General features: G+C 38.8%; 21 protein-coding genes and 1 pseudogene. 18 read left to right on the top strand and 4 right to left on the bottom strand.

All coding sequences use genetic code 11. The features are described 5' to 3' along the window. Positions 1-198 precede the first annotated feature (198 nt). From HMPREF2805_RS07370 to HMPREF2805_RS07380, 3 genes are all read right to left on the bottom strand, one after another. The gene (locus HMPREF2805_RS07370) at positions 199-852 is read right to left on the bottom strand and encodes a hypothetical protein (RefSeq protein ID WP_075231989.1); all 654 of its coding nucleotides are present in this window, start codon (positions 850-852) and stop codon (positions 199-201) included. 85 nt (positions 853-937) lie between these two features. Next, positions 938-1225: a hypothetical protein gene (locus HMPREF2805_RS07375; protein WP_075231990.1), complete on the bottom strand. Its 288-nt coding sequence runs from the start codon at positions 1223-1225 to the stop codon at positions 938-940. 9 nt (positions 1226-1234) lie between these two features. Beyond that, positions 1235-1645 (bottom strand): HIT family protein, encoded by a 411-nt coding sequence (locus HMPREF2805_RS07380; RefSeq protein ID WP_070460226.1) that lies wholly within the window; start codon positions 1643-1645, stop codon positions 1235-1237. Between the two features lie 67 nt (positions 1646-1712). On the opposite strand from HMPREF2805_RS07380, the gene HMPREF2805_RS07385 reads away from it, so the two are divergent. Both HMPREF2805_RS07385 and HMPREF2805_RS07390 read left to right on the top strand, forming a co-directional pair. Then, a complete protein-coding gene (locus HMPREF2805_RS07385; protein WP_075231991.1) occupies positions 1713-2444 on the top strand; it encodes an ABC transporter ATP-binding protein in 732 nt (243 codons plus the stop codon). Next, positions 2441-3490: an ABC transporter permease gene (locus tag HMPREF2805_RS07390; RefSeq protein ID WP_075231992.1), complete on the top strand. Its 1050-nt coding sequence runs from the start codon at positions 2441-2443 to the stop codon at positions 3488-3490. Before HMPREF2805_RS07385 ends, HMPREF2805_RS07390 begins: the two co-directional genes overlap by 4 nt. 386 nt (positions 3491-3876) lie before the next feature. Here HMPREF2805_RS07390 and HMPREF2805_RS07395 read toward each other — a convergent pair whose 3' ends face one another. Beyond that, a complete protein-coding gene (locus tag HMPREF2805_RS07395; RefSeq protein WP_075231993.1) occupies positions 3877-4206 on the bottom strand; it encodes a helicase BlpT in 330 nt (109 codons plus the stop codon). A 278-nt stretch (positions 4207-4484) separates the two neighbouring features. On the opposite strand from HMPREF2805_RS07395, the gene HMPREF2805_RS07400 reads away from it, so the two are divergent. From HMPREF2805_RS07400 to HMPREF2805_RS07475, 16 genes and pseudogenes are all read left to right on the top strand, one after another. Continuing rightward, the gene (locus HMPREF2805_RS07400; RefSeq protein ID WP_075231994.1) at positions 4485-4823 is read left to right on the top strand and encodes a LytTR family DNA-binding domain-containing protein; all 339 of its coding nucleotides are present in this window, start codon (positions 4485-4487) and stop codon (positions 4821-4823) included. Positions 4824-4827: 4 nt separating this feature from the next. After that, entirely contained in the window at positions 4828-5565 is a 738-nt protein-coding gene (locus HMPREF2805_RS07405; protein ID WP_075231995.1) for a response regulator transcription factor, read from the top strand. Between the two features lie 13 nt (positions 5566-5578). Beyond that, positions 5579-6919, top strand: coding sequence for a sensor histidine kinase (locus tag HMPREF2805_RS07410; RefSeq protein WP_075231996.1), 1341 nt, complete (start codon positions 5579-5581; stop codon positions 6917-6919). Positions 6920-7465: 546 nt separating this feature from the next. Continuing rightward, positions 7466-7822, top strand: a complete 357-nt coding sequence (locus tag HMPREF2805_RS07415; RefSeq protein ID WP_075231997.1) for a hypothetical protein — start codon at positions 7466-7468, stop codon at positions 7820-7822. A gap of 327 nt (positions 7823-8149) precedes the next feature. Further along, positions 8150-8554, top strand: coding sequence for an immunity protein (locus HMPREF2805_RS07425; protein WP_075230635.1), 405 nt, complete (start codon positions 8150-8152; stop codon positions 8552-8554). A gap of 187 nt (positions 8555-8741) precedes the next feature. Further along, on the top strand, positions 8742-8909 hold the full coding sequence (locus HMPREF2805_RS11320) for a hypothetical protein (RefSeq protein WP_161800103.1): 168 nt from the start codon (positions 8742-8744) through the stop codon (positions 8907-8909). 41 nt (positions 8910-8950) lie between these two features. Beyond that, positions 8951-9061 (top strand): annotated as a pseudogene (locus HMPREF2805_RS10775) (type II CAAX prenyl endopeptidase Rce1 family protein); the annotation flags it as partial. 325 nt (positions 9062-9386) lie between these two features. Further along, positions 9387-9698: a role in replication gene (locus HMPREF2805_RS07435; protein ID WP_075232000.1), complete on the top strand. Its 312-nt coding sequence runs from the start codon at positions 9387-9389 to the stop codon at positions 9696-9698. A gap of 214 nt (positions 9699-9912) precedes the next feature. Then, the gene (locus HMPREF2805_RS07440) at positions 9913-10602 is read left to right on the top strand and encodes a CPBP family intramembrane glutamic endopeptidase (protein ID WP_075232001.1); all 690 of its coding nucleotides are present in this window, start codon (positions 9913-9915) and stop codon (positions 10600-10602) included. A 225-nt stretch (positions 10603-10827) separates the two neighbouring features. Then, entirely contained in the window at positions 10828-11622 is a 795-nt protein-coding gene (ccrZ, locus tag HMPREF2805_RS07445; RefSeq protein WP_075232002.1) for a cell cycle regulator CcrZ, read from the top strand. Beyond that, a complete protein-coding gene (trmB, locus tag HMPREF2805_RS07450; protein ID WP_075232003.1) occupies positions 11619-12254 on the top strand; it encodes a tRNA (guanosine(46)-N7)-methyltransferase TrmB in 636 nt (211 codons plus the stop codon). The genes ccrZ and trmB overlap by 4 nt, the downstream gene beginning before the upstream one ends. Before the next feature lie 174 nt (positions 12255-12428). After that, positions 12429-13580, top strand: a complete 1152-nt coding sequence (locus HMPREF2805_RS07455) for a glycoside hydrolase family 3 protein (RefSeq protein WP_075232004.1) — start codon at positions 12429-12431, stop codon at positions 13578-13580. Between the two features lie 262 nt (positions 13581-13842). After that, positions 13843-14322 (top strand): ribosome maturation factor RimP, encoded by a 480-nt coding sequence (gene rimP / locus HMPREF2805_RS07460; RefSeq protein ID WP_075232005.1) that lies wholly within the window; start codon positions 13843-13845, stop codon positions 14320-14322. A gap of 42 nt (positions 14323-14364) precedes the next feature. Next, the gene (nusA, locus tag HMPREF2805_RS07465) at positions 14365-15501 is read left to right on the top strand and encodes a transcription termination factor NusA (RefSeq protein WP_075232006.1); all 1137 of its coding nucleotides are present in this window, start codon (positions 14365-14367) and stop codon (positions 15499-15501) included. A 22-nt stretch (positions 15502-15523) separates the two neighbouring features. Further along, positions 15524-15817, top strand: a complete 294-nt coding sequence (gene rnpM, locus HMPREF2805_RS07470; RefSeq protein ID WP_000857562.1) for an RNase P modulator RnpM — start codon at positions 15524-15526, stop codon at positions 15815-15817. Beyond that, positions 15810-16109, top strand: a complete 300-nt coding sequence (locus HMPREF2805_RS07475) for a YlxQ-related RNA-binding protein (RefSeq protein WP_049530127.1) — start codon at positions 15810-15812, stop codon at positions 16107-16109. The genes rnpM and HMPREF2805_RS07475 overlap by 8 nt, the downstream gene beginning before the upstream one ends. Positions 16110-16119 lie beyond the last annotated feature (10 nt).

Below are 16119 nucleotides of genomic sequence, written 5' to 3' on the forward strand. Positions count from 1 at the left end.
ATAGGAAATATCCCTTTTTATTTTTCTCAAATTCAGATTTTGGTATAGATTAGTAGATGATGAGACAAACTATTTTTGAAAAGAGAAAAAGACAAACGCCAAAAATGACGTTTGTCTTCGTTCTGAAGAGCCCGAGGGCTCTTTTTTCGTGTAATATTTGGAAGTTTAGCATGGGAGAAATAATCTCTGGTTGGTCTGCTATTCAGATCTTTGAGTGAGTAAGCCAGCCTCATCCATGTCCTGGATGAGTTGCTTAAGTTCTGCTTCCTTGCCAGGCTTAACGGTGACGGTATCAATGCGCTTAATCGCCGAATTGTCCTGGATATCCACCAAGGTCAACGCTTTTTCATAGAATGCGATTCCCTTTTTCATGCTTTCTGGATCCCTCCAAGAGAGAATAAAGTAAGAAGGATTTGATTTCTTTCCGATTTCTTGGAAATACTTCCTGCTTTCCTCCTCTAAAAATTGGAATAAACCATGATTGAATAAGTTGTCTTCTACTGAATGGTAGGAAATATCTCCTGTGTTTAAGACATAGACTTTGAGTCGGTTTTTAGTGAGGTTTGGGCTTTCTTTTAGGACTGGGTGGCTATTGACGACATCATCTGAGAAAGTCACATAAAAATCTAAGCCCCCACCCTCGAATTGATAGCTTCCATTTGATTCTACTTTCTCAGGAGGCAGGTCAAGGGAGATAAAGATTTGTTTTAAGGCTTCATTTCCTTCTCGGATGTCACTTGGTGAGGCCTTGAAAAGATTGGCCAGTATTAGAAATGCCAGAGCTGCAAGAAGGCAGAGACCCCCACAAATAATCAGGATGATCCGCGTCAAAACTTTAAAAAACTGTTTCATTTTCATGCCCTCCCTGGTCTGTTAGGATCTGCTGACCCAAAATGGCTTTAAAGGGGAATAAGGAAAGTTGGAGATTTTCTTTACATTAGTTTTCTTCAGTTTTCTGCATTTCTTTTAGTACAGCAAGTCTAGTTTGAACATCTTTTTCCAGGACTTTAAACTTATAGGTCAAATCTTTTTGATATTCCTTGATGAGTTCTTTTTGTTGGTCGATAATTTGCAGGCTATCTTGGATAATATCCAAGTCATCCTTAATGGCTTCAACACGATCAGTAGTATCTAGAACTTCTTCAGTGATAGCTTGGCGATTCTTAATGAGGAGGTATGAACCGACTGCAGAGCCTGCAAAAAGTAGTAAATTTGATAGTTTCATAGTGACTCCTTAAGCGTTTTTGATTGTTTCAGCGACTTGAGCAAGTTTGTCGAAGTCTGGTTCATGTGCGATAAAGTCAATTTTTAGGTCGTCATCTGCACTATAGCGAGGAACAAGGTGAACATGGGTATGGAAAACCGTTTGTCCAGCAACTTCTTCACAGTTGGCGATGATATTCATGCCTTCAGCTTTGGTAGCTTTCATGACTTTTTGAGCAATCTTTGGTACTTGGGCGAAAAGTTGGCTGGCACTTGCAGCATCCATTTCTAAAAGATTGCGGTAGTGTTCTTTTGGTACGACCAAGGTGTGACCAGGTGTTACTTGTGAGATATCAAGGAAGGCAAGAACTTGATCATCTTCGTAAACCTTTGATGCGGGAATCTCTCCTGCGATAATTTTACAAAAAATGCAATCTGACATAAAATCTACCTCTACTGTATTGAATTTTGATATAATATAGCTACATTATACCAGATTTGGAGAAAATATGTTAGAAATTAAAAACCTGACTGGGGGCTATGTTCATGTTCCTGTCTTGAAAGATGTGTCCTTTACAGTTGAAAGTGGGCAGTTGGTCGGTTTGATCGGTCTAAATGGTGCTGGGAAATCGACGACCATCAATGAAATTATTGGACTTTTGACACCTTATAGTGGAGAAATAAACATCGACGGACTAACTTTAGGTGCCAATCCTCGAGAATATCGTCAGCAGATTGGTTACATTCCTGAAACTCCTAGTTTGTACGAAGAATTAACTCTCAGAGAACATATCGAGACGGTTGCCATGGCCTATGGTATTGAGCAAAACCTAGCTTTTGAACGTGTAGAACCTCTTTTAAAAATGTTCCGTTTGGATCAGAAGTTGGATTGGTTCCCTGTTCATTTTTCGAAAGGGATGAAGCAGAAGGTCATGATTATCTGTGCCTTTGTTGTGGATCCGAGTCTCTTTATCGTCGATGAACCTTTCCTTGGTCTTGATCCCCTGGCGATTTCGGACTTGATTCAGCTTTTGGACCTTGAAAAGAAAAAAGGCAAGTCTATCCTCATGAGTACCCACGTTCTTGACTCTGCTGAAAAAATGTGTGACTCTTTTGTCATTCTTCACAAAGGACAAGTGAGGGCTAAAGGGGATCTTGAAGAACTGAGACAAGCTTTTGCCATGTCTCAAGCAAGTCTCAATGATATCTATTTGGCTTTGACCAAAGAGGAGGACAGATGAAAGACTTGTTTCTAAAGCGAAAGCAGGATTTTCGTAAAGAGTGTGTCGGTTATCTGCGCTATGTACTCAATGACCACTTTGTCTTGTTTTTACTGGTTTTAGTAGGGTTTCTAGCCTATCAGTATAGTCAACTGCTCCAGCATTTTCCTGAAAATCATTGGCCTATCCTTTTGTTTGTGGGGATTGTCTCTATTTTACTCATGCTTTGGGGTGGAATCGCGACCTATGTGGAAGCTCCTGATAAGCTCTTTCTCTTAGTAGCTGAAGAAGAAGTGAGAGAACATATCCAAAAGCAAAGCCTAGTTTCCTTCATCTTTTGGGTTAGTGTACAGACTCTCTTTTTGCTTCTTTTTGCCCCTCTATTTTTAGTCATGGGCTTAGGCTTAGGAGTTTTTGGTGTTTATGTTCTTCTTTTGGGAGTCGTGAAATATTTCCTTTTTCAGAAAAAGACTGGCAAGTTTTTTAGTGCAAATCATCTGGACTGGGACTATGTGATTGCCCAAGAAAGTAAACGCAAGCAGTTCTTGCTTCGCTTCTTTGCCCTCTTTACCCAAGTCAAGGGAATTTCAAACAGCGTCAAGCGACGAGCTTATCTAGATTTTATCCTAAAAGCAGTTCAGAAGGTGCCGAGCAAGATTTGGCAGAACCTCTATCTTCGTTCTTATCTGCGAAATGGAGATCTCTTTGCCCTCAGTCTTCGCCTCCTCTTCCTATCTTTGCTGGCGTTGATCTTTATCGAGCAAGCTTGGATTGCAACAGCAGTAGTGGTTTTATTTAACTACCTCTTACTCTTTCAGTTATTGGCTCTCTATCATGCCTTTGATTACCAATATTTGACCCAACTTTTCCCGCTAGAAAAGGGACAAAAGGAAAAAGGGTTACAGGCAGTTGTCCGAGGATTGACTAGTTTTGTTTTATTGGTTCAACTGGTAGTTGGGTTGATTGCCCTCCAAGAAAAACTAGCCCTTCTAGCCCTCTTTGGAGCTGGCTTGGTCTTACAGATTTTGTATCTCCCTTATCAGGTGAAACGCCAGATGCAGGACTAATACTCTTCGAAAATCTCTTCAAACTAGGTCAGCATCCATCTGCAACCTCAAAGCGATGCTTTGAGCAACCTGCGGCTAGCTTCCTAGTTTGCTCTTTGATTTTCACTGAGTATTACATTGCTTATATGATACTAAAAAAGAAGTTGAGTTCAATCTGTCTCAGCTTCTTTTTAGTTACTACAGGATAATGGTTGGTCCGTAGAGACTAATACTCTTCGAAAATCTCTTCAAACTAGGTCAGCATCCATCTGCAACCTCAAAGCGGTACTTTGAGCAACCTGCGGCTAGCTTCCTATTTTGCTCTTTGATTTTCATTGAGTATAACATTGCTTATATGATACTAAAAAAGAAGTTGAGTTCAATCTGTCTCAGCTTCTTTTTAGTTACTACAAGATAAGGGTTGGTCCGTAGAGGCTCAATTTGGTCTTGACCTGGTCAAAGTGGAAGCGGTCATAGGCCCGCCAAGCGGCGCGAGTAGGAGCATCTGGATTGAGAGCACTGAGGCCCATGAGAAGACTGGAAGTCTGGTAAAATTTTTCCAGCTCAATCAAGAATCGATTATCCACTGTCTCAGTTTTAGAGAGAAAGCGGAGGATATTGTCCAGTTGCTCCTGAAAGTGGACATCGTCAACTGTTGCCTGTTTGCAGACTTGGTAGGCTTTGTTTAAGTCAGTGATCAGTGCCTGAGCTCTTTTGATTGGGTCTGTGTCCGTCATGAGAATACCTCCTTTGTGATGGTTTTAAAGTTGTTTTAAGCCTTTGTCTTTCTATAATCTTAGCCTATCACTTTTTACTCTTTTTTTACCTTCAAATCTTTAATTGTCATTGAAATTTCCTGAATGGTAATTGCAGGATTTTATGATAAAATAATTGTAAGGTTATCATATCTATTTTTTAAATACTTCAACGCTTTAGGAATTTTTGAGAACCGTTTAGGATTTGGTGAAAAATAGTTTCTCGGCTTATGGTATCCTCTCCTCAGGAGGTTTTATCCATGAACTATATCATCATCCAAAAAGAGAAAGAAATTTTTAAATTAAACATAAAGGATATCTACTATATCCAGATGCATCCAAGTAAAGCCCATACCGTGCAGATTGTTACAGAAGATGCTAGCTTTGATCTGTTTCAAAATTTAAGCAAGCTTGAGAAACAATATGGGGAAACCTTAGCGAGATGTCATCGGAATTGTCTGGTCAACCTTGAACGAGTAAAATCCATGGAACTCAAGTCAAAGACTCTTTTTCTTGGAGAAGAAGGTCAATATGCTGTTCAGTATTCCAGACGTCGTTATAGAGAAATTCGCCAAAAATGGTTGAAACAAGGAGAGTAAGAAGATGAGAATATTTGTTTTAGAGGATGATTTTTCCCAGCAGACTAGGATTGAAGCGACGATTGAGAAACTCTTGAAAGAACATCACATCACTCCCAGTTCTTTTGAAGTCTTTGGCAAGCCAGACCAACTGCTGGCAGAGGTGCATGAGAAGGGAGCCCATCAGCTATTCTTTTTGGACATTGAGATTCGAAATGAGGAGATGAAGGGTCTGGAAGTGGCTAGAAAGATTCGGGATCGGGATCCTTATGCCCTGATCGTCTTTGTGACAACTCACTCGGAGTTTATGCCCCTGTCCTTTCGCTACCAAGTGTCTGCTTTGGACTACATTGATAAGGCCTTGTCGGCAGAGGAGTTTGAATCTCGGATTGAGACAGCCCTCCTCTATGCCAATAGTCAAGATAGTAAGAGTCTGGCGGAAGATTGCTTTTACTTTAAATCAAAATTTGCCCAATTCCAGTATCCTTTTAAAGAGGTTTATTATCTTGAAACGTCGCCCAGAGCCCATCGTGTTATTCTTTATACCAAGACAGACAGGCTGGAATTTACAGCGAGTTTAGAGGAGGTTTTCAAGCAGGAGCCTCGTCTCTTGCAGTGCCATCGCTCTTTTCTCATCAATCCTGCCAATGTGGTTCGTTTGGATAAGAAAGAAAAACTTCTTTACTTTCCCAATGGTGGAAGCTGTCTAATCGCCCGTTATAAGGTCAAGGAAGTGTCTGAGGCTATTAATAACTTACACTGAGCTAGGAGAGTTTATGAATATTGCTTGGATATTGTTGTATACACTTGTTACTCATGGACTAGAAATTGTCATTTTCTTTAAGGTGGATGGAATTGGTCTCACTTTTGAGAGGATTTTTAAAGCCTTTCTTTTTAAGATACTGTTGGCCTTTGTTTTTTTAATGATTGGCTATATGGTAGGAGATAGTTTCCTATTTTATTTTATGGAACCCTTGTACGGTATAGGCTTGTCTTTCTTACTGTTAAGAGGGCTTCCTAAAAAACTCCTCTTCTTTTATGGTCTCTTTCCAATGATATTGGTGAATCTCTTTTATAGAGGGGTCGCATATTTTGTGCTTCCATTTTGGGGACAAGAAATTGTAGATAAAGATAGCAATCCTATCTTTTTATTGATGACGATATTCGTTTGCTTCATAGTTTTAGTCTTTTTGAAATGGTTGGACTATGATTTCACTAACTTGAGAAAGGAGATTCTAGATAAAGGGTTTCAAAAGTCCCTGACTAAGATTAACTGGATAATGGGGGCTTACTATCTAGTGATGCAAAGTCTGTCTTTCTTTGAATATGAACAAGGTATTCAATCAACGACTGTTCGCCATCTCATTCTAGTATTTTATCTACTCTTTTTTATGGGGGTTATCAAGAAATTAGATACCTATTTGAAGGAAAAACTTCAGGAGAAACTGAACCAAGAGCAGGCCTTGCGCTATAGAGACATGGAGAGGTATAGTCGGCATATAGAGGAACTTTACAAGGAAGTACGGAGTTTTCGTCATGACTACACCAACCTCTTGACCAGTTTACGTCTAGGTATTGAAGAGGAGGATATGGAGCAGATAAAAGAGGTTTACGACTCGGTCTTAAAGGATTCTAGTGAAAAATTGCAGGATAATAAATATGACCTTGGACGACTCGTGAATATTCGTGATAAAGCCCTCAAAAGTCTTCTAGCAGGAAAATTTATAAAAGCTAGAGAAAAGGATATTGTCTTTAATGTCGAAGTTCCTGAGGAGATTCAGGTTGAGGGGATGAGTCTGCTTGATTTTTTAACCATCGTATCTATCCTTTGTGACAATGCCATTGAAGCTAGTGCAGAGGCTAGTCAACCTCATGTCTCAATCGCCTTTATAAAGAATGGAGCACAGGAGACCTTTATCATTGAAAACTCCATCAGAGAAGAGAGTATCGATATTTCTGAAATTTTCTCTTTTGGAGTTAGTTCTAAAGGGGAGGAGAGAGGAGTTGGTCTCTATACCGTCATGAAGATTGTGGAAAATTATCCCAATGATAGTCTCAATACCACCTGCCAAAATCAAGTCTTTCGTCAGGTACTTACTATGATACATACAGAATGATGAAAAAATAAGACCGAGAGTTCTTGTTTCTCGGTCTGTATAGCTAAATAGGTAATTAGAGTAGTTTTGAGTTACAGTAAATTGTTTGTATGTAATAATTTTCTCCATCATCAACCATCGGGAGAGGTTTCTAATTTTTGAAATTTAATTCTGCTATATCTACTTTTTATTTTTAGTTTTTAATAATCCTATTATAGATAGAGTTATTAAAGTTATGGACATTAAACTGCTAAAAATAAATACTTTTGATGTTAATCCAATAGAAAATAGTAATATTCCATAAAAAATATTGGATATATAATAAATCTTATTCTTCATGATTACTTGCCTCCGAATATAGATTTTTGTCGTGTTACAAATGTGACAAGTTTAGTATAGCACTATTTTTAAAAACATTTCATCCAAATCTTGAATGATTATCGAAACATCTTGAATTGAACAAAGAACTTGCTCCTTACCAAAATAACGATTATCATTCAGAAACCAAAAATAATATATATTATCATTTATTTGAAACAAAATACCATAGTATGCGAGGTATATTAAATGAACCAGAAATCTTATTTTATAGCTTGTTCTGTACTGATCATTCTATCAAATCTTCTCATGTTTTCTCTAGTCAATGAGGGAGAAGGTACAGGAGCTAATCTGATTATAATTGTTACAACCTGTGTCTTGCTACCAGCCTTTTTACATGCAGTTGAAAATCAGCAGACATCATTGGTTAGGGCGGAATCCATACTCCTCATTCAGATGGCAGTGATGTCCTTAGTCCGTCTCATCAGCCAAATAGAGAGGACACCTGAAATCATACATACAGGCCTCACTCTACTAGTTTTAGCAAGCTGGCTAGTCTTTATCGTCCTAGCTATCATGAGAATGTATCAGAAGAAAGGGAAGTAAGGATGAGTGCATTTTAATTTGTTAAGTTTTATTAGGGCAAGCATGTTTTCCGTGCTTGCTTTTTCTACAATTTAGGAGATTTTGATGACCATTCATGATTTGGGGGAATTACTGTCAAAAGGAGTGCTATACTAGCAGTGTAAAGGTTCTTGCTCAACAAATATTTAGGAGGAAGTCTTATGAAGAAAAAATACTTGTCATTTTCATCTTGTATCTAATCATGTCTCCGCTTGGGGAGAGTAATTGGTATCATTTATTTTATACCATAGCCTATCTGATTGCAGTTATGATCTATTTTGCTATCATTAAAAAGAAAGGAGTAAAGAAATGAAAACTTTTCTTTCAAAAAAACGAAACATCTTCCTAGCTAGATTGTTCCTAGGTCAGTTACCTGTACTGATCTCTACTTATTTATTTCTCTCTCGTCAGTTTTTGCAATTTTCCTTAGTTTTTCAATTGCTTTTAGTAGTTGTTAACTTGGCTTCTATTTTGGTAATTGTTTACCTCACTAGGGAAATGAGAGTGAGAAAGTTTGAAGATGATGAGTTGGTCAATCCGAGAACCAATCAACTCATGTTCATCGGATTGACAGGTTTTATGTCTATTATCGGTTTGTATAGAGGTATGACGGCGGCAGAATCCTATCAACAACTGATTGGTTATATTGCTTCTGTTCTCTGCTTATTCATCATGCTGCTGCTCATTTGGGGCTTGAAGTATTATAAAAAGTAAGCTCACAAAAAGAACTTACATGCAGTGTTTTCAGACTGCTGGTCTTTTTTAAGAGAAGTTCTTGTAATTTAAGAGTTTTTGATGACCGTTTAAGATTTGGATGCAAAACCTAAAAAAGCAGTGCTATACTGAGTGTGTAAAAGTTACAAGGATACTAATTCTAAAATGAAATAAAGGAGTGATTCTTATGGCGAAAAAAATAGTTACGATTGTCATCTTGTATGTAATCATGCAAACCTGTCTTTATCCGCTTAGAGGAAATGAGTGGTATTATGTAATGGATGCACTAGCATACTTTGCTTCGGTTTATATCTTCATTCAGTTCAATAAAAAAATGGAGAAAAAGCCACTTTGAATCTTGAACATAGAAGTTTTATAGGTCTAGAATGGATCATTTTCTATTATCTATTTGGAGGTTTGGTGCTGGGCTTTGCTTATAAAAAGACTCAAAATCTATCGGTGCCTATTTTAGTCCATATTTGTTACAATTGTTTATCATTCTTCTAGTAGTTGACAATGGTTAAATTTACAAAGGCAGATCAAGCATGGTCAGTTAGCATCATAGTGACTATAGAACTGACCTAGTAGATGTGAAATCAATAGATGGAGGAATCCTATGAAAAAGTATGTGTATTTTTTAGATTGCTTTGCCCGAGTTGTAGTGATATTGATATCGCTTGTTCTTTGTATAAGAGTACTCATGATTTCTAATGAACTCTGGAGAAATGTTCTTGTACTGGTAAGTACCCCTGTTACGATCTATAGTCTGGTAAGACATAGACCAGGTAAGAAGAACATAAAAATCCCGCAAGAGTCCTGAAAGATTAAAAAGATGCAAGCAAAATATAAAAATCAAATAGTAGAAGTTTGGGAAATTGGTAAAGACACTCCTAAACCAAGTTGGGTAGAAGACGCCTTGCAAAAGAACTACATTGTCTGGCTAGACAATCATGTCCGAATTTTAATGGCAGGACTTCAGTCTTCTCTTGTAACCAATCTCAAAATTGGCCTAGTCGGAACAGCAGGAGGAGGTTTTGCTGGTTATAGTATGTATGTCCTTGGCTATCCAGGAGATTATCTTGACCTCACAAATCATAGAGTGGTATCTGCCAAGGCTTTTCATCGAGACTATCAAGTTTTATAAAATGATTAGGTAGAAAAAAGATGATGGTCTATCATTTTGAAAAGAATTGACTGCCTAGATGATGAAAAATATAAAGTTTTTAGCAGCAACAAAAGTACACAAGGGTAGATGTATTGGATTATCAAAGTCATGGTGATAGCTACCGAGACTGAATGCTGGAGGATTAAATGATAATTGTTGGCAGTTACGATAGCAAAGCCATTAGGGAATTTCTATGAAAAAATATTCTATTCTTTTCAAAACAAGTGCAGTCATTTCTTATTTATTTTTGTTTTTCGGATTGTTTTGGACTACCCAATTTTGGAGAAATTATTGGGAGTTCTCGTCTTGGGTAGGAAATGTCATCTGGATTCGAAACATCATCAGTCTTCTCTTTATTGGCTTGATGATTTGGATTTTGGTTAGGTCGGGTCATGCTTATCTCTTTTGTATCCCTAGGAAAAAGTGGTTGAGCTATTCTGTTCTGACGGTGTTAGCAGCTATCGTGCTTATCTGCTTTAACTATCTGACCGCTAAACACGTTCAGGGAACAAACGAAAGTTGGAATTTGTTTATTGTCTATAGTGAGACCAATTTTGCGGAGTTCGGTGTTTACCTAACCTTAATCGTACTAGGACCTCTGATGGAAGAATTGGTGTGTAGGGGATTGCTTCAACATGCTTTTTTTAAGAATTCAAGATGGGGACTGGATATTCTATTTCCGTCGATTTTATTCGCCTTACCTCATTTTTCAAGTTTTCCTAGTCTACTAGACCTTCTGGTTTATACAACTGTTGGATGTATATTTGGTAGTTTGACTCGCTATACCAAGACTATCTATCCATCTTATACGATTCATATCATCAATAATATCATCGCAAACTTACCATTTTTGCTCACTTTTTTGCATAGGGTATTTGCGTGATGAGAACCAGTTAAAAGCTTGAATTATCAGATTAAGCATAGATTTTTTCCTTACAATTTTCTGCTAAAAAAATTGAATGACCAAGGCTAGGCAGATCTCTCTGCTTGCCTTTTTCTTTTAACAAGATTGGATAAAGGGCTTTTATTTGAGAATCAGGTCTGGACTGGTTGACGAATAGGCTAAAAACTAGTAGAATAGTAAGGAAACTTTATACGGAGGAAAGAAATGGACTTGGGTGATATTGAGCTAACGCTGACCCCTATACCTGGGAAAAGCGGGAAAGCTTATATGGGAAGCTACCCTAATGGGAAGCGCGTCTTTATTAAAATGAACACCTCTCCAATCCTACCTGGTTTAGCCAAGGAACAAATCGCTCCTCAATTATTATGGACTCGCCGTTTATCGGATGGGCGTGATATGTGTGCCCAAGAATGGTTGAATGGTAAAATTTTGACCCCTTATGATATGAATCGCAAGCAGATTATCAATATTTTGAGCCGCTTGCATCGTTCGCGTCCTTTGATGACGCAATTGACTCGTTTGGGCTATTCTTTAGAAACACCTTTTGACTTGCTTCAGGCTTGGTTAAAAGATGCTCCAGAATCCTTGAAGAACAATCAATATCTAAGAATGGTAGTAGAGGATTTGCGAGGAAGTTTGCCAAACTTTAGGGAAGATTATGCAACGATCGTTCATGGAGATGTACGACATAGTAATTGGATTGAGACAGAGAGCGGTCTTATTTATTTAGTGGATTGGGATTCCGTTCGCTTAACGGATCGCATGTTTGATGTAGCGCATATGCTATGTCACTATATTCCAGACTATCAGTGGAAAGAGTGGTTGACTTATTACGGTTACAAATACAACCAAACAGTCATCAACAAACTATTTTGGTATGCTCAGTTATCCTTCTTGAGCCAGATTGCCAAATATTATACAAATGAAGATCTAGAAAATGTCAATCGGGAGATTTATGCCTTGCGCATCTTCCGTGACAAGTATGGAAAGAAGAGATGAGAGTTAGAAATCGTAAAGGGGCAACAGAATTACTAGAGGCTAATCCTCAGTATGTTGTCTTAAATCCTTTAGAAGCCAAAGGAAAATGGCGAGACCTCTTTGGAAATGACAATCCTATCCATGTTGAGGTTGGTAGTGGTAAGGGTGCTTTTGTGACAGGTATGGCAAAACAAAACCCTAATATCAACTATATCGGGATTGATATTCAAAAGTCTGTTTTGAGTTATGCTTTGGACAAGGTCTTGGAAGTCGCTGTACCCAATATTAAGTTGTTGTGGGTTGATGGTTCTGATTTGACCGACTACTTTGAAGATGGTGAGATTGATCGCTTGTACCTAAACTTTTCAGATCCGTGGCCTAAAAAGCGTCATGAAAAGCGTCGTCTAACTTATAAGAGTTTCTTGGATACCTTCAAGCGTATCTTGCCTGAAAATGGAGAAATTCATTTCAAAACGGATAACCGTGGCTTGTTTGAATATAGCCTAGTGAGTTTTTCTCAATATGGCATGAAGCTCAATGGAGTTTGGTTAGATTTGCACGCCAGCGACTTTGAAGGCAATGTCATGACAGAATATGAAGAAAAATTCTCAAGTAAGGGTCAGGTCATCTATCGAGTTGAGGCTCAGTTTTAATGTAAAAAATATATCAATCAAAAACTCTATCATAACCAAAAAGTTAGATATATAATTTTATCAAGGGTTTAGTTCTGTACATAGAGCTAAGCCTTTTTAGTCTGATGTTAGGGTTCATTCGAGATTTTGGTAAGTGTATACTTGCAACCGGATAAGTGGTATAATGAAGGTGTTATGAGAAGAAGAATAAAACCGATTGTCGTCTATCTTTTCTTTTTCCTTGTGATAGGTGGTTTGATTTTTTCCGACCATCAACATCATAGACAAGTGGAGTCGCAAGTAGAAAAAACTGAGAAAACTACTCAAACTAGTGAAACAGAGAAGAATAAGGTAGTTGAAGAAAAATTAGTCTCGATGACTTTGGAAGAAAAAGTAGGCCAGTTGTTCTGGGCTAGGGTTCCTTCTAGTCATCAGCTAGAAGACCTTCAGTCCTATCATTTTGGAGGTTATCTCTTGTTTGGGAGAGATTTTCAAGGACAAACCCTAGAGGATATGAAGGCTTTGACAGATCGCTACCAAGCTGCTTCAAAGATTCCTTTATTGATTGGTTCAGATGAAGAAGGCGGAACCGTGACTCGTATCAGTTCGATTTTAGAGACTCCTTTCCAATCTCCTTTGGAACTTTATCAAAAGGGTGGAATGGAGGCAATCCGTTCTGATACTAGGCAGAAGGCAGAGCTACTAAAATCTGTTGGCATCAATGCTGGACTCTTTCCAGTTGCAGATCTTGCCAGCAATCCATCAGCCTTTATCTATGACCGAACCATTGGACAAGATGCCCAAACAACTGCAAGTTATGTTGGGCAGGTTGTAACAGAACTTCAAAAAAACAAGGTTGGGTCAACCTTGAAGCATTTTCCTGGATATGGTGATAATGGAGATAGCCATACTGCTATTATCCAAGACAACCGTTCTCTGGATGAATTAAGACAAGCAGATTTTCTCCCCTTTCAAGCTGGCATAGATGCAGGTGCGGATAGTGTTTTAGTATCTCACAACATCCTGACTAAAATCGATACAGTTCCGTCTTCTATCTCACCCAAAATCAATGATATTCTTCGCAAGGAACTCCACTTCAATGGAGTTATTATGACGGATGATCTCGATATGGCAGGATTGGCTGATTTTGTCGATCAGGATGAAGCTGCCCTTCAAGCAATTTTAGCCGGAAATGACTTAATTTTAGGGTCTTCATACCAGACTCAGATTCCCTATTTATTAAAGAAAGTCTCCTCAGGAGAGCTGACAGAAGAGCGTATTGATGAGTCTGTGAGACGTATTTTATCTTGGAAATATGACTTGGGGATATTAGGGACTTTGCAGTAAAGAGGGGAGATGACTAGAAAAGAATCAGCTGCTTGGATGCGGAACAGTTGATTTGTAAGGAATTCAGATTGCTTGGTAAAGAAACTGATATCTTTCCATAATGGATATCTTTCTATAAAATCGTGCAGAATTTTAAGAAAAAGCTTAAAATCAAGCCTTCTGAGTGCTTATGCTTTACATAAGTAGTCAAAAGTGCTATACTATAAGTAAGAATATGAAAAAGTGAGGCGAGGAAATATCTTCGCCTCTTGCTTATGAGGAGGTGGACGCAATCGCAACTATCGTAGAATTAGTCAAAGAAGTCGTAGAACCTGTCATTGAAGCTCCCTTTGAACTCGTTGATATCGAGTACGGAAAGATTGGCAGTGACATGATTCTTAGTATTTTTGTAGATAAACCAGAGGGAATTACCTTGAACGACACAGCGGACTTGACAGAGATTATCAGTCCTGTCCTAGATACTATCAAGCCAGATCCCTTCCCAGAACAATATTTCCTAGAAATCACCAGCCCAGGCTTGGAGCGTCCTTTGAAAACCAAGGAAGCAGTCGCTGGAGCGGTTGGGAAATACATCCATGTTGGACTTTACCAAGCCATCGATAAGCAAAAGGTCTTTGAAGGAACCTTGCTAGCCTTTGAAGAGGATGAGTTGACTATGGAATATATGGACAAGACACGTAAGAAAACGGTCCAAATCCCATACAGTTTGGTGTCAAAAGCACGTTTAGCAGTAAAATTATAGTAAAAGAAAGGAAGCTTTTGAAGATTCAAAAGTGAATAGAAGATGAGTAAAGAAATGCTAGAGGCCTTCCGCATTTTGGAAGAAGACAAGGGAATCAAAAAAGAAGACATCATTGATGCAGTGGTGGAATCACTTCGTTCAGCCTATCGCAGACGCTATGGTCAATCAGACAGTGTAGCCATTGATTTCAACGAAAAAACAGGTGACTTTACAGTTTATACTGTTCGTGAAGTAGTTGATGAAGTATTTGATAGCCGTTTGGAAATCAGCTTAAAAGATGCTCTTGCCATTAACTCAGCTTACGAGCTTGGGGACAAGATTAAATTTGAAGAAGCACCAGGTGAGTTTGGTCGTGTAGCAGCCCAATCTGCCAAACAAACCATCATGGAAAAAATGCGTAAGCAAACACGTGCCATTACCTACAATACTTACAAAGAGCATGAGCAAGAAATCATGTCTGGTACGGTAGAACGTTTTGACAATCGCTTTATCTATGTCAACCTTGGTAGCATCGAAGCCCAATTGTCAAAACAAGACCAAATCCCTGGAGAAGTTTTTGCTTCTCATGATCGTATCGAAGTTTATGTCTACAAGGTTGAGGACAATCCTCGCGGAGTGAACGTCTTTGTGAGCCGTAGCCATCCAGAAATGATTAAACGTTTAATGGAGCAAGAAATTCCTGAAGTATATGATGGAACTGTTGAAATCATGAGTGTTGCTCGTGAAGCTGGTGACCGTACTAAAGTTGCCGTTCGCAGTCACAATCCAAACGTGGACGCCATTGGTACAATCGTTGGACGTGGTGGAGCTAACATTAAGAAAATCACTAGCAAATTCCACCCAGCTCGCTACGATGCCAAGAGCGATCGTATGGTGCCAATCGAAGAAAACATCGACGTTATCGAATGGGTTGCTGATCCAGCTGAATTTATCTACAACGCTATCGCTCCTGCTGAAGTTGACCAAGTTATCTTTGATGAAAACGACAGCAAGCGTGCCTTGGTCGTTGTGCCAGATAACAAGCTTTCTCTTGCCATCGGTCGCCGTGGACAAAACGTTCGCTTGGCAGCTCATTTGACAGGATATCGTATCGATATCAAATCTGCAAGTGAGTTTGAAGCCATGGAAGCAGCAGAAGAAGCTGACCAGGTAGAAACAGACGAATTGATCGAAGAATAAGAGCTGATCAGAGGAGGGAAGGATGAAAACTAGAAAAATCCCTTTGCGCAAGTCTGTTGTTTCCAATGAAGTGATTGATAAGCGAGATTTACTCCGTATTGTCAAGAACAAAGAAGGACAGGTCTTTATCGACCCGACAGGCAAGGCTAATGGCCGGGGCGCTTATATCAAGCTAGACAATGCAGAAGCCCTTGAGGCTAAAAAGAAAAAAGTCTTTAACCGTAGCTTTAGTATGGAAGTTGAAGAAAGCTTTTATGACGAGTTGATTGCCTATGTCGATCACAAAGTGAAAAGAAGAGAGTTAGGACTTGAATAAGCAAAAAATTACCAATCTCTTGGGACTTGCTCAACGAGCAGGGAAAATCATCTCGGGTGAAGAAATGGTTGTCAAGGCCATTCAAGACCAGAAAGTAAAGCTGGTATTTCTCGCTCATGATGCCGCTCCCAACTTGACCAAGAAGATTCAGGATAAAAGTCATTATTATCAAGTAGAAGTTATTACCGTGTTTTCAACACTGGAATTAAGCATAGCAGTCGGAAAATCAAGAAAAGTTTTGGCTGTGACAGATGCTGGATTTACAAAGAAAATGAGGTCTCTTATGGAATAGAAGAGGAGGA

Origin of the sequence: Streptococcus sp. HMSC034E03 (genome assembly GCF_001811505.1) — a bacterium.
GTDB lineage: Bacteria > Bacillota > Bacilli > Lactobacillales > Streptococcaceae > Streptococcus.

What these genes read in the sequence shown, in the direction of transcription:
- HMPREF2805_RS07425 (WP_075230635.1), top strand. Translation starts at nt 8,150, where the DNA reads ATGAAAACTTTTCTTTCAAAAAAACGAAACATCTTCCTAGCTAGATTG.
- HMPREF2805_RS07400 (WP_075231994.1), top strand. Translation starts at nt 4,485, where the DNA reads ATGAACTATATCATCATCCAAAAAGAGAAAGAAATTTTTAAATTAAAC.
- HMPREF2805_RS07410 (WP_075231996.1), top strand. Translation starts at nt 5,579, where the DNA reads ATGAATATTGCTTGGATATTGTTGTATACACTTGTTACTCATGGACTA.
- HMPREF2805_RS11320 (WP_161800103.1), top strand. Translation starts at nt 8,742, where the DNA reads ATGGCGAAAAAAATAGTTACGATTGTCATCTTGTATGTAATCATGCAA.
- trmB (WP_075232003.1), top strand. Translation starts at nt 11,619, where the DNA reads ATGAGAGTTAGAAATCGTAAAGGGGCAACAGAATTACTAGAGGCTAAT.
- rnpM (WP_000857562.1), top strand. Translation starts at nt 15,524, where the DNA reads ATGAAAACTAGAAAAATCCCTTTGCGCAAGTCTGTTGTTTCCAATGAA.
- HMPREF2805_RS07370 (WP_075231989.1), bottom strand. Translation starts at nt 852, where the DNA reads ATGAAACAGTTTTTTAAAGTTTTGACGCGGATCATCCTGATTATTTGT.
- HMPREF2805_RS07385 (WP_075231991.1), top strand. Translation starts at nt 1,713, where the DNA reads ATGTTAGAAATTAAAAACCTGACTGGGGGCTATGTTCATGTTCCTGTC.
- HMPREF2805_RS07415 (WP_075231997.1), top strand. Translation starts at nt 7,466, where the DNA reads ATGAACCAGAAATCTTATTTTATAGCTTGTTCTGTACTGATCATTCTA.
- HMPREF2805_RS07380 (WP_070460226.1), bottom strand. Translation starts at nt 1,645, where the DNA reads ATGTCAGATTGCATTTTTTGTAAAATTATCGCAGGAGAGATTCCCGCA.
- HMPREF2805_RS07435 (WP_075232000.1), top strand. Translation starts at nt 9,387, where the DNA reads ATGCAAGCAAAATATAAAAATCAAATAGTAGAAGTTTGGGAAATTGGT.
- HMPREF2805_RS07455 (WP_075232004.1), top strand. Translation starts at nt 12,429, where the DNA reads ATGAGAAGAAGAATAAAACCGATTGTCGTCTATCTTTTCTTTTTCCTT.
- nusA (WP_075232006.1), top strand. Translation starts at nt 14,365, where the DNA reads ATGAGTAAAGAAATGCTAGAGGCCTTCCGCATTTTGGAAGAAGACAAG.
- HMPREF2805_RS07440 (WP_075232001.1), top strand. Translation starts at nt 9,913, where the DNA reads ATGAAAAAATATTCTATTCTTTTCAAAACAAGTGCAGTCATTTCTTAT.
- ccrZ (WP_075232002.1), top strand. Translation starts at nt 10,828, where the DNA reads ATGGACTTGGGTGATATTGAGCTAACGCTGACCCCTATACCTGGGAAA.
- HMPREF2805_RS07405 (WP_075231995.1), top strand. Translation starts at nt 4,828, where the DNA reads ATGAGAATATTTGTTTTAGAGGATGATTTTTCCCAGCAGACTAGGATT.
- HMPREF2805_RS07390 (WP_075231992.1), top strand. Translation starts at nt 2,441, where the DNA reads ATGAAAGACTTGTTTCTAAAGCGAAAGCAGGATTTTCGTAAAGAGTGT.
- HMPREF2805_RS07395 (WP_075231993.1), bottom strand. Translation starts at nt 4,206, where the DNA reads ATGACGGACACAGACCCAATCAAAAGAGCTCAGGCACTGATCACTGAC.
- HMPREF2805_RS07375 (WP_075231990.1), bottom strand. Translation starts at nt 1,225, where the DNA reads ATGAAACTATCAAATTTACTACTTTTTGCAGGCTCTGCAGTCGGTTCA.